General features: G+C 62.9%; 12 protein-coding genes. 10 read left to right on the top strand and 2 right to left on the bottom strand.

The window, feature by feature from the left end; translation table 11 throughout:
- The 9 genes from GEV01_RS11370 to GEV01_RS11320 all read left to right on the top strand — a co-directional run bounded on the left by GEV01_RS11370 (nucleotide 1) and on the right by GEV01_RS11320 (nucleotide 10,223).
- Nucleotides 1–306: an integration host factor subunit beta gene (locus tag GEV01_RS11370; protein WP_008446215.1), complete on the top strand. Its 306-nt coding sequence runs from the start codon at nucleotides 1–3 to the stop codon at nucleotides 304–306.
- Between the two features lie 79 nt (nucleotides 307–385).
- Entirely contained in the window at nucleotides 386–688 is a 303-nt protein-coding gene (locus GEV01_RS11365) for a LapA family protein (protein ID WP_008446217.1), read from the top strand.
- A gap of 18 nt (nucleotides 689–706) precedes the next feature.
- Nucleotides 707–1,882: a lipopolysaccharide assembly protein LapB gene (lapB, locus tag GEV01_RS11360; protein ID WP_152804376.1), complete on the top strand. Its 1,176-nt coding sequence runs from the start codon at nucleotides 707–709 to the stop codon at nucleotides 1,880–1,882.
- Between the two features lie 12 nt (nucleotides 1,883–1,894).
- The gene (locus GEV01_RS11355; protein ID WP_152804374.1) at nucleotides 1,895–3,262 is read left to right on the top strand and encodes a UDP-glucose dehydrogenase family protein; all 1,368 of its coding nucleotides are present in this window, start codon (nucleotides 1,895–1,897) and stop codon (nucleotides 3,260–3,262) included.
- 9 nt (nucleotides 3,263–3,271) lie between these two features.
- Complete coding sequence (gene rfaE1 / locus GEV01_RS11350) at nucleotides 3,272–4,219, top strand: D-glycero-beta-D-manno-heptose-7-phosphate kinase (RefSeq protein WP_328595490.1); 948 nt, start codon at nucleotides 3,272–3,274, stop codon at nucleotides 4,217–4,219.
- 113 nt (nucleotides 4,220–4,332) lie between these two features.
- A complete protein-coding gene (locus GEV01_RS11345) occupies nucleotides 4,333–4,812 on the top strand; it encodes a ComEA family DNA-binding protein (RefSeq protein WP_152804372.1) in 480 nt (159 codons plus the stop codon).
- 125 nt (nucleotides 4,813–4,937) lie between these two features.
- Nucleotides 4,938–6,302: a M28 family peptidase gene (locus GEV01_RS11340; RefSeq protein ID WP_152804370.1), complete on the top strand. Its 1,365-nt coding sequence runs from the start codon at nucleotides 4,938–4,940 to the stop codon at nucleotides 6,300–6,302.
- 647 nt (nucleotides 6,303–6,949) lie between these two features.
- Nucleotides 6,950–8,272: an MBL fold metallo-hydrolase gene (locus GEV01_RS11330; RefSeq protein ID WP_152804366.1), complete on the top strand. Its 1,323-nt coding sequence runs from the start codon at nucleotides 6,950–6,952 to the stop codon at nucleotides 8,270–8,272.
- A 205-nt stretch (nucleotides 8,273–8,477) separates the two neighbouring features.
- Nucleotides 8,478–10,223: a methyl-accepting chemotaxis protein gene (locus GEV01_RS11320; protein ID WP_152804362.1), complete on the top strand. Its 1,746-nt coding sequence runs from the start codon at nucleotides 8,478–8,480 to the stop codon at nucleotides 10,221–10,223.
- A gap of 34 nt (nucleotides 10,224–10,257) precedes the next feature.
- On the opposite strand, the gene GEV01_RS11315 is transcribed toward GEV01_RS11320, so the two are convergent.
- Nucleotides 10,258–12,027 carry an FAD-dependent oxidoreductase gene (locus GEV01_RS11315; protein ID WP_152804360.1) on the bottom strand — a complete coding sequence of 590 codons (1,770 nt, stop codon included), beginning with the start codon at nucleotides 12,025–12,027 and terminating at the stop codon, nucleotides 10,258–10,260.
- Between the two features lie 156 nt (nucleotides 12,028–12,183).
- Here GEV01_RS11315 and cysM point away from each other — a divergent pair, with 156 nt between their 5' ends.
- A complete protein-coding gene (gene cysM, locus GEV01_RS11310; protein ID WP_152804358.1) occupies nucleotides 12,184–13,086 on the top strand; it encodes a cysteine synthase CysM in 903 nt (300 codons plus the stop codon).
- Between the two features lie 61 nt (nucleotides 13,087–13,147).
- Here the strand turns inward: cysM and GEV01_RS11305 are convergent, their stop codons facing one another.
- Nucleotides 13,148–13,483 carry a hypothetical protein gene (locus GEV01_RS11305; protein WP_008446241.1) on the bottom strand — a complete coding sequence of 112 codons (336 nt, stop codon included), beginning with the start codon at nucleotides 13,481–13,483 and terminating at the stop codon, nucleotides 13,148–13,150.
- Nucleotides 13,484–13,623 lie beyond the last annotated feature (140 nt).

The raw sequence follows: 13,623 nt of genomic DNA, 5'->3' as shown, positions 1-13,623 counted from the left end.
ATGACTAAGTCCGAGTTGATCAACCGCCTGGCTGAGCGTTATTCTCAGCTGGTGGCCAAAGATGCGGAGTATGCCGTCAAGACCATTCTGGATGCGATGACCAACGCCCTGGCGACCGGTCAGCGCATCGAGATCCGCGGTTTTGGCAGCTTTGCTCTGAATAGCCGGCCGCCGCGTATCGGACGTAATCCGAAGTCGGGCGACAAAGTGATGGTGCCCGAAAAACGGGTGCCTCACTTCAAGCCGGGCAAGCAATTGCGCGAGCGGGTTGACGCGATGGTCGGGCAACCGATCATTGAGGACTGAAGCGTCTGATGAGTTAAAATAAAAGCGGCGTCTACGGATGCCGCTTTTTTTTAGAAATACTGAACAGGAAACCTGGCTAATGAAATTCATATCCACGATTATTGGATTCGTTCTTTTCGTCCTGTTTTTTGGCTTTGCCCTGAAGAACACGCAGGAAGTCGATCTGCATTTCTTCCTTCACTATGATCTGCACGGACCCTTGGTCCTGATGCTGCTGGGCTTCTTCGTCGCCGGCGCCTTCCTGGGCGTACTGGCACTGACGCCGACCGTGTTCCGCCACCGCCGCGAAACGAACCAGCACAAAACCACGATCACCACGCTGCAATCGACCGCGCTGCAGGCCAACGCCCAGCCGCAGCCGGACAGCGTCAACACACAATAATTAAATAAAAAAACCGGCATGGAATTCGAACTTTGGTGGTTATTGGGTATCCCGGTCTTCTTCGGACTGGGGTGGGTCGCCGCGCGCGTCGACATACGTCAACTGGTGTCGGAATCGCGCACGCTGCCGCGCGGTTACTTCAAGGGCTTGAACTTCCTGCTCAATGAGCAGCCGGACAAGGCCATCGACGCCTTCATCGAGATCGTCCGCATGGACCCGGAAACGGCCGATATGCACTTCGCGCTGGGGAATCTGTTCCGCCGCCGGGGCGAGACCGAGCGCGCCATCCGCGTGCACCAGAACCTGCTGTCGCGTCCCGACCTGCCGCAGGAGCAGAAGGAACACGCGCAGTACGAGCTGGGCATGGACTACCTGAAGGCCGGCCTGCTGGACCGTGCCGAGGAAACCTTCAACGCCATGGTCAGCGGCCAGTACGCCGTGCAGGCGCGCCGCGCGCTGCTGGAGATCTTCCAGCGCGAGAAGGAGTGGCCGCGCGCCATCGAGGCTGCGATCGGCTTGCAGGAGTCGGGCGCCGGTTCGCGCCAGAAGGAAATCGCACAGTTCTACTGCGAGCTGGCGCAGGACGCGCTGGTGCACATGCATCCGGAGCAGGCGCTGCCGCTGCTGGACAAGTCGCTGCACGCCGACCGCGTCAACGTGCGCGCCACCATGCTGAGCGGCGACGCCCAGCTGGCGCAGGGCGATGTCGAAGGTGCGCTGCTGACCTGGCGCCGCGTCGAGCAGATCAGCGTGCCGCATACGGCGCTGGTGGCGCAACGCATGATGGATGCCTACCGCAAGGTCGGCCGTCCGCAGGAAGGCGTCAACCTGCTGAAATCCTATCTGGAACAGGCTTCGTCGATCGACCTGATCGAAGTGGTGTACAAGGCGGTGCTGGAGCTGGACGGCGTCGATGCCGCCAAGCAGCTGGTCAGCAATGAGCTGCGCCGCACGCCGACCCTGCTGGGCCTGGACAAATTGCTGGAGGCGCGCCTGATGGATGCGCCGGCCAACCTGGTGCCGGAACTGTCGATGGTCAAGAACCTGGTGCACGGTTATACGCAAAAGCTGGCCCGCTATCAGTGCAGCCATTGTGGTTTCAAGGCCCGTCAGTTCTACTGGCAGTGCCCGGGATGCAGCCGTTGGGAGACTTACCCGCCGCGCCGCACCGAAGAACTCAACGTCATGAATTAAAAGAGCTCCAACATGAAAATCACCATCATCGGCACCGGCTATGTAGGCCTCGTCACCGGCGCTTGCCTCGCCGAACTGGGTAACGACGTTTTCTGCCTCGACGTCGACCAGAAGAAAATCGATCTGCTCAATAACGGCGGCATTCCGATCCACGAGCCGGGCCTGGAAGAAGTGGTCGCGCGCAACCGCGCCGCCGGCCGCCTGCAGTTCTCCACCGACGTCGCCGCTTCGGTCGCGCACGGTTGCCTGCAATTCATCGCCGTCGGCACGCCGCCGGACGAAGACGGTTCGGCCGACCTGCAATACGTGCTGGCCGCCGCCAAGAACATCGGCAAATACATGACCGAGTTCAAGGTCATCGTCGACAAATCGACCGTGCCGGTCGGCACCGCCGACCGCGTCAAGGCTGCGGTGCAGGCCGAGCTGGCCACGCGCGGCGATGCGTCGAAATTCTCCGTCGTCTCCAATCCCGAGTTCCTGAAAGAGGGCGCGGCGGTGGAAGACTTCATGCGTCCAGACCGCATCGTCATCGGCTGCGACAACACGCCGGAGGGCGAAAAAGCCCACGGCCTGATGAAGAAGCTGTACACGCCGTTCAACCGCAACCACGAGCGCACCTTCTGGATGGACGTGCGCTCGGCCGAGTTCACCAAGTACGCGGCCAACGCCATGCTGGCGACCCGCATCTCGTTCATGAACGAGCTGGCCAATCTGGCCGACCAGGTGGGAGCCGACATTGAAGCGGTGCGTCACGGCATCGGCTCCGATCCGCGCATCGGCCACAGCTTCCTGTACGCCGGCGCCGGCTATGGCGGCTCCTGCTTCCCGAAAGACGTGCAGGCGCTGGAACGCACCGCGCGCCAGTACGACCAGGACTTGCTGATCCTGCGCGCCGTGGAAGCGGTCAACGACAAGCAGAAGCTGGTGCTGGGCCAGAAAGTGGTCAAGCGCTTCGGCGAAGATTTGAGCGGCAAGCATTTCGCGGTCTGGGGCCTGGCCTTCAAGCCGAACACCGACGATATGCGCGAAGCCCCGGCCCGCGTACTGATCAAGCAGCTGCTGGACGGCGGCGCGACGGTGGCGGTGTACGACCCGGTCGCGATGACGGAAGCCAGGCGCGTGCTGGAGCTGGACCTGAGCGCCGAAGAAATGGCGCGCATCCGCTTCGCCACCAGCCCGATGGATACGCTGGCCGCCGCCGAGGCGCTGGTGATCGTCACCGAGTGGAAGGCCTTCCGCAGCCCGGACTTCGACCGCATCAAGTCGTCGCTGAAGCAAGCCATCATCTTCGACGGCCGCAATCTGTTCGAGCCGGAAGTGATGGCTGAAGCAGGCTTTGAATACCACGGCATCGGCCGTTCCATCCTGACTCGCGTTTAAGAGGTTTCTGTGAGCACTAACGTCACGACTTATCAAGCACCTGCACTGGATCAAGTGCGCATCCTGGTGGTGGGCGATGTGATGCTGGACCGTTACTGGTTCGGCGACGTCAGCCGCATTTCGCCGGAAGCGCCGGTGCCTATCGTCCGCATCGAGAAGCGCGAAGCGCGGCTGGGCGGCGCGGCCAACGTAGCGCGCAATGCTGCGGCGCTGGGCGCGCGCGCCGGCCTGCTGGGCGTGGTCGGCGCCGACGAAGCCGGCAATGAAGTGGAGCAGATGCTGCAAAGCGGCGGCATCCACAGCTACCTGAAGCGCGACGACGCCATCTCCACCATCATCAAGCTGCGTGTCATTGGCCGCCAGCAGCAGATGGTGCGCATCGATTTCGAGGAAGCGCCTACCGATACCGTGTTGCGCGACAAGCTGCTGCAATTCAAGGCGCTGCTGGCCGATTACGATGTGATCGTGCTGTCGGATTACGCCAAGGGTTCGCTGGTCAACGTGGCCGACATGATCGCGTCGGCGCGCGCCGCCGGCAAGGTGGTGATGGTCGATCCTAAGGGTGACGATTTCACCCGCTACGCCGGTGCCACCGTGCTGACGCCGAATAAATCGGAAATGAAGCGCATCGTCGGCAGCTGGAACAGCGAAGAGCAGCTGACCGCCAAGGCGCAGGCGCTGCGCACGGAGCTGAAGCTGGACGCGCTGCTGCTGACCCGCTCGGAAGAGGGCATGACCCTGTACACCGACGGCGAGCAATTCCACATGCCGGCGCAGGCGCGCGAGGTGTTCGACGTTTCCGGCGCGGGCGACACGGTGATCGCCACCATGGCCGCCATGCTGGGCGCGGGTGTCGGCTGGAACGAAGCGGTGCAAACGGCCAATCGCGCCGGCGGCATCGTGGTCGGCAAACTGGGTACGGCGACGGTCACGCGCGAGGAGTTGTTCGACGCTTGAAGCTTGTCACAAAACCTTCATGGATTATCTGTCAACCGACGCTGAGGTTGGCCGTTAAGGGTGTTCAAGGCGCGGTTGTCGCCCTTGCTTTCACCCACCATGGAGATTGAGACATGTTCAAGAAAATATTGCTGGCAGTTGCGACCCTGATTGCAACGATGGGCTTCGCTTTCGCGCAGGTCGACGTCAACAAGGCTGATGCTGCTGCGCTGGATTCGGTCAAGGGCATCGGCCCGGTCAAATCGAAAGCCATCCTGGAAGAGCGCAAAAAAGGCGATTTCAAGGATTGGGCGGATTTCGAGAAGCGGGTTAAGGGCATCGGCGAGAAAAGCGCTGTCAAGCTGTCGCAGGCCGGCCTGGTTGTGAATGGCAAGCCATTGGACGGTGCGCCAGCCGCTGCGGCAGCTCCGGCAGCCAAGGCTGACAAGGCCGCCAAGGCCGCCGATAAAGCGGCCGACAAGCCTGCTGCCGACAAGGCAGCCGACAAAGCCGCCGCCAAGGCTGACAAGGCCGCAGCGAAGGCCGCCGCCAAGGCAGCCAAGGCCGAGAAGGCAGCCGCCGCATCGACTCCGGCCGCTGCACCAGCCAAGTAAGCTTTTCATCGCCCCCCAAACCCGCAGCCGACCGCTGCGGGTTTTTTGTTTGTGTTTTGTTTCCAGATCAAAAATAGCCGTTGATCCATGCGAAGATGTTGAGATCTTTTCACCGGAGACAGACGATGCATTGCAAGCCACTCATCTTGACGGCCCTGAGCGTGTTGGCCGTCGCGCCAGCCCTTGCGGCCGGCCCTGACACCACTCGTCACCAGGCCCAGATCGACCAGATCGTCAAGGAAATCTCGCCCGCCCGCATCGAAGGCTATATCAACAAGCTGGTCGGCTTCCGTACGCGCCACACGATGTCGGACACTGTCTCCGAAACCGAAGGCATCGGCGCGGCCCGGCGCTGGATCAAGAGCGAGCTGGAGCGCTGCGGCGCGGCCCAGGGCGGGCGCCTGCAGGTGGCGTTCGACAGCCACATCGCGCCGGTCTCCGCGCGCATCAGCCGGCCGACCGAGATCGTCAACGTGGTGGCGACCTTGCCGGGCACGCAGGCCGCTTCGGTGGACCGCATGTACGTGGTCAGCGGCCACTACGACTCGCGCAACACCGACGTCATGGACGCCAAGGGCGACGCGCCCGGCGCCAACGACGACGCTTCCGGCACCGCCGCCGTGATGGAAATGGCGTGCGTGATGGCCAAATACAAATTCGACGCCACGCTGGTCTTCATGACGGTGGCGGCGGAAGAGCAGGGCTTGCTGGGCGCGGCGCACTGGGCCGAGCTGGCCAAGCAAAAGAACCTGAACATCGCCGGCATGTTCACCAACGACATCATCGGCAGCTCGCGCGACGAGCACGGCAAGGTCGACAACACGCAAGTGCGTTTGTTCGCCGAAGGCTTGCCGGTGCAAAAGGAAAACAGCGATACCGTGCGCACGCTGATCCAGACTGGCGGCGAGAACGATTCGCTGTCGCGCCAGCTGGCACGGGCGGTGAAGGAGGCGGGCGAGCGTTACGTGCCGAAGTTCAAGGTCAACGTCATCCAGCGCCGCGACCGTTACCTGCGCGGCGGCGACCACATGCCGTTCCTGGAGCGCGGCTATGCGGCCTTGCGCTTCACCGAGCCGGCGGAGGACTTCAACCACCAGCACCAGAACATCCGCACCGAGAATGGCGTGCTGATCGGCGATCTGCCGCAGTATGACGACTTCAACTACATCGCCCAGGTGGCGCGGGTGAACGCGGCGGCCTTGTCGTCGCTGTCACTGGCGCCTGCCGCACCGGGCAAGGTGCAGGTGCGCACCGCCAAGCTGCAGAACGATACCGAGCTGGTATGGCAAGCCAATGCCGAGCCGGACCTGGCGGGCTACCGCATCGTCTGGCGCGACACCTCGGCCGCCGAATGGCAGGGTAGCCAGTTCGTCGGCAAGGCCACCGAGTTCACGGTGCCGCTGTCGAAGGACAACTACTACTTCGGCGTCCAGGCCATCGACACCGAAGGCAACGCCAGCCCCGCCAGCTACCCGACGCCGCTGCGCTAGTTGACGCTGAAGTCTAATTGCTCAGACGCTGATTGAGGACTTCGCCGTACAGTGAACTTTTTGAGTTCATCAAATGGCGGAGAAAGCGTCAGGCTGGCCGATAACCGGCGGCTCAGGACCGGCCGCCGGCATTATTGGAATTACCGACACGACATCGGTTCGTGCGTTACTCCACTACTATCCGCCAGGGAATGGCATTGAGTTTGTCTACGTGCCGTCGGCGCGTCAATTTGTGGCTGGTCGCCCAAGCATCTGCCGCTTCAATGGATCGCCACACCAGCAGCTTGCGCATTCGATCAATGCGGTACATAGTTATGTCCTCGGAGGCATGCTTCAACGTGGGCCTCAGTCCTGGGGGCAGAAATGATAGCGCCGGCACTTTTTCTTGCAGATGAAGCGCGACCTTATTGCTGGCTGATGGAAATCAGCGGCCGTAAGCTTGGTGTACTGGCCGACGAAAGCCCTCGCCTGGCTGGAAGACGATCCAGCGATGCAGCAATCCTTGAAGACCGAGTTGGAAGCATTTACGCGCAATAAGGCCATGCCGCAGGAGGCGCGGCAAATGGGAAGGCGTATGATACGTAGTCTCTCTGCCATTTCGGTGTGAGTGCGATATCATCGCGGCCCCGTTGCCGCCTGCCCAGCTTATGACACTCAAGATATCCAGAATCCTCCACGCAGGCTATGTGTTCGAATGCGATGGAACGCGTATCGTGTTCGATCCGATTTTCGAGAACCCGTTCAGCAGGAACTGCCACGCCTTCCCTGATGTGCGTTTCGACCACGCGCAGATACGCGGGATGAAGCCGGATGCGGTGTTCATCTCGCACTTCCATGACGACCACTGCTCGATGGAGAGCCTGGATCTGCTGGACCGCGATACGCCGGTCTACCTCTACTGCCTGTTCGACGAACTGTTCGCGATGATACGCGCGCTCGGCTTCGTCAACGTGCAGCCGCTGAAGGTGGATGCGCCGGTGCAGGTCGGCGCCATCGAGGTTATTCCGCGCAAGGCGCTGGACTCCGACGTCGATTCGATGTTCCACATCCGCGCCGCCGGCCTGAATGTGCTCAACGTTGTCGATTCGTGGATGGACCCGGAAACGCTGGAGCAGCTCAAGCCCTACGCGCCGTGGGACATGGTGTTGTGGCCTTTCCAGACCATGCGTGAGATCGACGTCATCGCGCCTTCGCGCGCGGAGGGCGGCACACCGCAGCTGCCGGAGGAGTGGCCCGAGCAGCTGCAGGCGCTGGCGCCGCGCTACGTGGTGCCGAGTTCCTGCCAGTTCGTGCAGGAGCCGTGGTCTTGGTACAACCACGCGCTGTTCCCGATCACTTATCGCCAGTTCGCGCAGGAAGTCGGCGCGTGGCTGCCGGGTGCCGGCATTGTGCGTCTGAACCCGTCGGTGTCGGTGGAACTGACGCCGCAAGCGCTGACGCCATCCGCGCCGCTGCCGTGGGTGCTGCCGGTCGGCGAGCAGGATGTCGACTACGAATACGACGCCGCCATCACGCCGCCGCCGACATCGGAGATTGCCCGCCATTTCGCGCCGCTGAGCGCCGGGCAAACCTTGCTGGCGCTGGACTACTGCCGCACCGGCCTGCTCGAAAAATACCGCGACATGGAGCTGACGCCGGACAGCTATTTCGAAACGCCCTGCATCTGGCAGCTGTCGGTCTACGATCACGCGGGCGTGGCGCAGCAGTTCCGCTACCGCATACACGGCGACGACATCGCGCTCACCGGAGACGAAGAGGCGCCGACCTGGATGACCGAAATCCCCATCGCCAAACTGTATGCCGGCCTGGCGCTGGGCGAGTCGCTGACGTCCATGTACATGCGCATCAACGGTGCGCCGCCGGATGCCGACATCGTCGATGATCCGCTGATACGCTGCCTGTTCAACGATGCCTTCGGCGCTTACCAGTCGGCGCAACTGAAACGCATCAAGGAGCGCAACGCGCAATAACGTCATGGATGCCGGCTCTGCGCCGTTGCATTGATTGCCGCATCACGTCGACGTTGCCGGGCTATCAGCAGTGGTTCCGCCACACCTGGCTGCGCGAAGGGAATACGCCGTTGCGTGTCATGCGCCAGGCTGGTGCGCATCGGCCTACAATGAGCCTATCCTGGTTCTTGCCGTCAGGACATGCACGGATAATCAAGGGGCGACCATGAAAAGCAAATTCTCCATCAAGAATATTTTCATCATGTTCTTTCTGGTCAGCCTCGCGCTGTCCAGCCTGACTCTGTGGGCGCTGGTGCGGATCTCGACCAAGGAAGCCGAGCTGAACCGTGCCAACGAAGCGCGCTACCACTCCTATCTGCTGGCCGACGAGTTGCGGCAAAGCTCGGACGACCTGACCAGGCTGGCCCGCACCTACGTCGTCAGCGGCGATCCCAAGTACGAAAAAGAATATCTGGACATCCTCGATATCCGCAACGGCAAGAAGCCGCGGCCCCAGCATTACGAGCGCATCTATTGGGACTTCGTGGCGGCGGGCGTCGACAAGCCGACTCCCGATGGCGACTCCATCGCGTTGAGCGAGCTGATGCGTCAGGCCGGTTTCACCGATGAGGAATTCGGCAAGCTGAAAGAGGCGCAGGCCAATTCGGATGCGCTGGTCAAAACCGAAGTCATCGCCATGAACGCCGTCAAGGGCTTGTTCGACGATGGCAGCGGCAAGTTCACCAAGACCGGCCCGCCCGATCCCGAGATGGCGCGCAGGATCATGCACGACGAGCAGTATCACAAGAACAAAGCCAAGATCATGCAGCCGGTGAATGAATTCCTGGCGCTGCTGGACCAGCGCACCGGCGCGGCGGTGGCGCGCTCGGAGCACAGCACCACCATGGCGTTCTGGACCGCGATCGTCTTGCTGGCGCTGCTGGTCGGCGTGTCGCTGGTTTGCCTGTTCATGATTTACCGCCACATCAAGCTCAGCTTCGACCATGCGATCGACACCGCGCGCAATATCGCGGCAGGCGATCTGGATCATGACATCCGCATCGAGCGCGATGACGAGGTCGGCCACCTGATGGATGCGATGAACACCATCAACACCAACCTGACCGGCATGATAGGCCGCATCCGCTCCAGCACCGACGAGATGCTGGTGGCCACCGACGAGATCGCACGCGGCAATGCCGACCTGTCGTCGCGCACCGAGGCCCAGGCCAGTTCGCTGGAGCAGACCGCCAGTTCGATGGAACAATTGACCGATACCGTCAAGCAGAATGCCGACAGTGCGCGCTCGGCCAATCAGTTCGCGGCCGACGCGTCGACCGTGGCGGTGCAGGGCGGGGCGATGGTGGCGCAGGTGGTCGATACGATGGGTTCGATCAAGGCCAGTTCCAGCCGCATCGTCGACATCATCGGCGTGATCGACGGCATCGCTTTCCAGACCAATATCCTGGCGCTCAACGCCGCCGTGGAAGCGGCGCGCGCCGGCGAGCAGGGGCGCGGCTTCGCGGTGGTGGCGTCGGAGGTGCGCAACCTGGCGCAGCGCAGCGCGGCGGCGGCCAAGGAGATCAAGCAACTGATCGGCGCGTCGGTGGAAACCGTCGATGCCGGCAGCAAGCTGGTCAACGACGCCGGCAGCACCATGACGCTGCTGGTGGCCTCGGTGCAAAAAGTGGCCGACATCATGGCGCAGATCACCGCCGCCAGCCAGGAGCAAAGCACCGGCATCGGCGAGGTCAACCGGGCGGTGACGCAGATGGATGACATCACGCAGCAAAACGCCGCGCTGGTGGAGCAGGCGGCGGCTGCGGCGGAAAGCTTGCAGGAGCATGCGCAGGCATTGGCGCAGTCCGTCAAGGTATTCCATTTGAAGGGGGAGGCTGCGGCCCACTTGCAGCGGCCGCAGCCAGCCGCGCGGGCGGCGCCGGCCCGGCTGGCGCTGCCAGGCCGGGCTTAGCGCCGGGTTCAGCCAAACAATTGAGCTAAACGATTTAGCTGAATACCTTGTCGGCCGGCAGATTGGCCAGGAAGGCGTGGATCTGCGACACCACCGCCGCGCCTTCGCCCACCGCCGCCGCGACCCGCTTGGTCGAGCTGGCGCGCACGTCGCCGATGGCGAACACGCCCGGCACGCTGGTCTCCAGCGCGGCGCGCGACGGCAGGTCGCGCGGGTACACGCCGTCGCGGAAGTTGGCCTTGCACTGCGATTTGGTGACGTCGAAACCGGTGCGGATGAAGCCGTTGGCGTCGACGTCCACGCCGCAGTCGCCCAGCCAGTCCGTGTTCGGATCGGCGCCGATGAACAGGAACACGCGGCAGACGTCGTAGTCGCATTCCTCGCCGCTCTTGATGCCGCGGATGCGCACCTGCTTCAAGCCGTCGTCGTCGCCTTCCAGCGCGACGATTTCGGTTTGCGTGTGCAGCTCGATGTTGGGCGTGGCCTGGATGCGCTCGATCAGGTAGCTCGACATGGTCGACGCCAGGCTGTCCTTGCGGATCAGCATGTGCACCTTGGCCGCGTGGCCTGACAGGAACACCGCCGCCTGGCCGGCCGAGTTGCCGCCGCCGACCAGCACGATCTCTTCGGTCTTGCACAGCTTGGCCTCGATCGGCGAGGCCCAGTAGTACACGCCCTTGCCTTCGAACTGGCGCAGGTTGGCCAGCGATGGACGGCGATAACGCGCGCCGCAAGACAGCACGACGGTGCGCGCCTTCAGCCGTTGCAGGCTGCCGCACATTTCCACTTGCAGCGGATAGGTGTCGCAGATCAGGCGGCCGGCCGGCGCGGGGATGGCCACTTCGACGCCGAACTTCTGCGCCTGCACGTAGGCGCGGCCCGCCAGCGCGCGGCCGGAGACGCCGGTGGGGAAGCCCAGGTAGTTCTCGATGCGCGCGCTGGCGGCGGCCTGGCCGCCGTAGGCGCGCGTTTCCAGCGCCAGCACCGACAAGCCTTCCGACGCCGCGTACACCGCCGTCGCCAGGCCGGCCGGGCCGGCGCCGACGACGATCACGTCCCAGATTTTTTCGCCGTCGATCTCGGGCAGCATGCCGAGGCAGCGGCCGATGTCGACCACGGTCGGATTCTTTTTCACCACGCCGTCCGGGCAGACCACCAGCGGCAGTTCTTCCGGCTTCGGCTGGTAGTGCGCCATCAGGTCGGCGGCTTGCTGGTCCAGTTCGGGATCGAGCACGCTGTGCGGATGGCCGTTGGCCGACAGGAAGCTTTGCAGCGTGTGGATGCGGCCGTGGCCGCGCGGGCCGACGATCACCGGGCCGCCGGAATTCTGTTCGATCAGGCCGACGCGGCGCAGGATCAGCGCGCGCACGATGCGCTCGCCCAGCTCGGCGTGCGCGACCAGCAGCGCGCGCAGCGATTCGGACGGCACCACCAGCACTTCCACCGCGCCCACCGCCTTGCCGTTGCCCAGCGAAGGACGGCCGGACAGCTGCGCCACTTCGCCGCTGAATTGTCCCGGCGTGTGGGTGGTGATGTGGGATGTGTTGCCCAGGCCGTCGTAGCGGCTGACTTCTATGCCGCCCTGCAGCACCAGCATCAGGCCGAAGCTGGTCTTGCCCGCTTCGAAGATCATGTCGCCGTCCTGGAAATGGCGCACGTGGCCGAAGCGGCGCATGTGCTTGATGTCGATCTCGCTCAGCACGGGGAACAGCTGGTGGTTGCGGTTCGCCAGACTGGTGTTGGACAGCGGAGTCGGCTCGTCCGGGGTGTCTTCGGGGAGCAGTTCCATAGAGGTTGTAGCCATGACGATTCCGGGAAAATGAAGGTGGGAATGAGAATGTTGCAAGTCTATCCCATGGCGGCGCGCAGTCCAAGCACTTCGCCCCGGCATCTCCCGTACGCGGGATCCCAACTCGGATTAAAATGCATGTTTTGGCGAAATAACTGAAGATAGAACACGATGGCTTACAAGACTCTGGAAGATACGATAGGCAACACGCCGCTGGTGCAGCTGACGCGCTTGCCCGGCGCCGAGGCGCTGGCCCGTAACAACGTCATACTCGGCAAGCTCGAAGGCAATAATCCGGCCGGTTCCGTCAAGGACCGCGCCGCCATGTCCATGCTCAAGCGCGCCGAGGAACGGGGCGATATCAAGCCGGGCGATACGCTGATCGAGGCCACCAGCGGCAACACCGGCATCGCGCTGGCGATGGCGGCCGCGCTGCGCGGCTACAAGATGCTGTTGCTGATGCCGGAGAACCTGAGTGTGGAACGCCGCCAGAGCATGGCCGCCTACGGCGCGCAGATCATGCTCACGCCCAAGACCGGCGGCATGGAGTACGCGCGCGACATGGCCGAGCAATTGCAGAAGGATGGCAAGGGCATCATCCTCGACCAGTTCGGCAACTTCGACAATGCCCGCGCGCACTACGAGGGCACGGGGCCGGAAATCTGGCGCGATACCGGTGGCCGCGTGACGCACTTCGTCAGCGCCATGGGCACCACCGGCACCATCATGGGCGTATCGCGTTATCTGAAGGAGCAGAATCCGGGCGTGCAGATCATCGGCGCCGAGCCGGAAGAGGGCTCGTCGATACCCGGCATCCGCAAATGGCCGGAAGCCTACCTGCCGAAAATCTACGAGCGGTCGCGGGTGGACCAGGTGGAGTCGGTGTCGCAAGCGGCGGCCGAACGCATGGCGCGCCGCATGGCTGCCGAGGAAGGCATCTTCTGTGGGATTTCGGCGGCGGGCGCCTGCGAGATCGCGCTGCGCATTTCGCAAACGGTGGAGAACGCAACCATCGTGTTCATCGTTTGCGATCGCGGCGACCGCTACTTATCGACCGGGGTATTCCCGGCGTAAGGTATTGCATCCCTCGCCCCTGGGGAAGGGGGAGGGAGTCGCTGCAGGACGACGGCTACAATCAGCCTTGGCCGCCTGGTTCGCCTTCTTTAGGCTTGAACTGCTTGTCGCTGATGCGGAACTTGTTGCGGCGGTCGCCCATCAAGTAACGCAGGTCGCGGATGCTCAGGTCGCTCACTTCGTGCATGCGGATCAGCAGCGAAGCGCCAACCGGCAAGCGGTGGTGGCGGATTTTGCTGATGACCGGCGGTGCGACTTCCAGCGCGCGCGACAGGGCTGCATCGTTTTTCAGACGCAGGTTCTCGATCAGGGTATCGAGCAGGCGGTTGGGATTGTATTGCAGCAGATCATCGCCATCCGCATCGTTGTTCATATCTATGCCGACTTGGTTTGTCATGATTTCGTCTTTTCCTTCTGTAAAGTTGTCCTGCAAAGTACAACACTCGGAGCTCGCTTTGCTGCGTTAATGTTCATCCTTACCAAGGAACGAATTCACACACGGACGGGATTCCGGGATAACAAGTTTCATAATATATA

The sequence above is a fragment of the Rugamonas rivuli genome (assembly GCF_009380165.1).
Classification (GTDB): Bacteria; Pseudomonadota; Gammaproteobacteria; order Burkholderiales; family Burkholderiaceae_D; genus Rugamonas; species Rugamonas rivuli.
This window is presented reverse-complemented; position numbering and strand designations above follow the sequence as displayed.

Excerpts from the sequence above, each read along its gene's own strand:
- GEV01_RS11320 (WP_152804362.1), top strand. The coding sequence starts at position 8,478 with ATGAAAAGCAAATTCTCCATCAAGAATATTTTCATCATGTTCTTTCTG.
- GEV01_RS11330 (WP_152804366.1), top strand. The coding sequence starts at position 6,950 with ATGACACTCAAGATATCCAGAATCCTCCACGCAGGCTATGTGTTCGAA.
- lapB (WP_152804376.1), top strand. The coding sequence starts at position 707 with ATGGAATTCGAACTTTGGTGGTTATTGGGTATCCCGGTCTTCTTCGGA.
- GEV01_RS11345 (WP_152804372.1), top strand. The coding sequence starts at position 4,333 with ATGTTCAAGAAAATATTGCTGGCAGTTGCGACCCTGATTGCAACGATG.
- GEV01_RS11305 (WP_008446241.1), bottom strand. The coding sequence starts at position 13,483 with ATGACAAACCAAGTCGGCATAGATATGAACAACGATGCGGATGGCGAT.
- GEV01_RS11370 (WP_008446215.1), top strand. The coding sequence starts at position 1 with ATGACTAAGTCCGAGTTGATCAACCGCCTGGCTGAGCGTTATTCTCAG.
- GEV01_RS11315 (WP_152804360.1), bottom strand. The coding sequence starts at position 12,027 with ATGGCTACAACCTCTATGGAACTGCTCCCCGAAGACACCCCGGACGAG.
- cysM (WP_152804358.1), top strand. The coding sequence starts at position 12,184 with ATGGCTTACAAGACTCTGGAAGATACGATAGGCAACACGCCGCTGGTG.
- GEV01_RS11365 (WP_008446217.1), top strand. The coding sequence starts at position 386 with ATGAAATTCATATCCACGATTATTGGATTCGTTCTTTTCGTCCTGTTT.
- GEV01_RS11355 (WP_152804374.1), top strand. The coding sequence starts at position 1,895 with ATGAAAATCACCATCATCGGCACCGGCTATGTAGGCCTCGTCACCGGC.
- GEV01_RS11340 (WP_152804370.1), top strand. The coding sequence starts at position 4,938 with ATGCATTGCAAGCCACTCATCTTGACGGCCCTGAGCGTGTTGGCCGTC.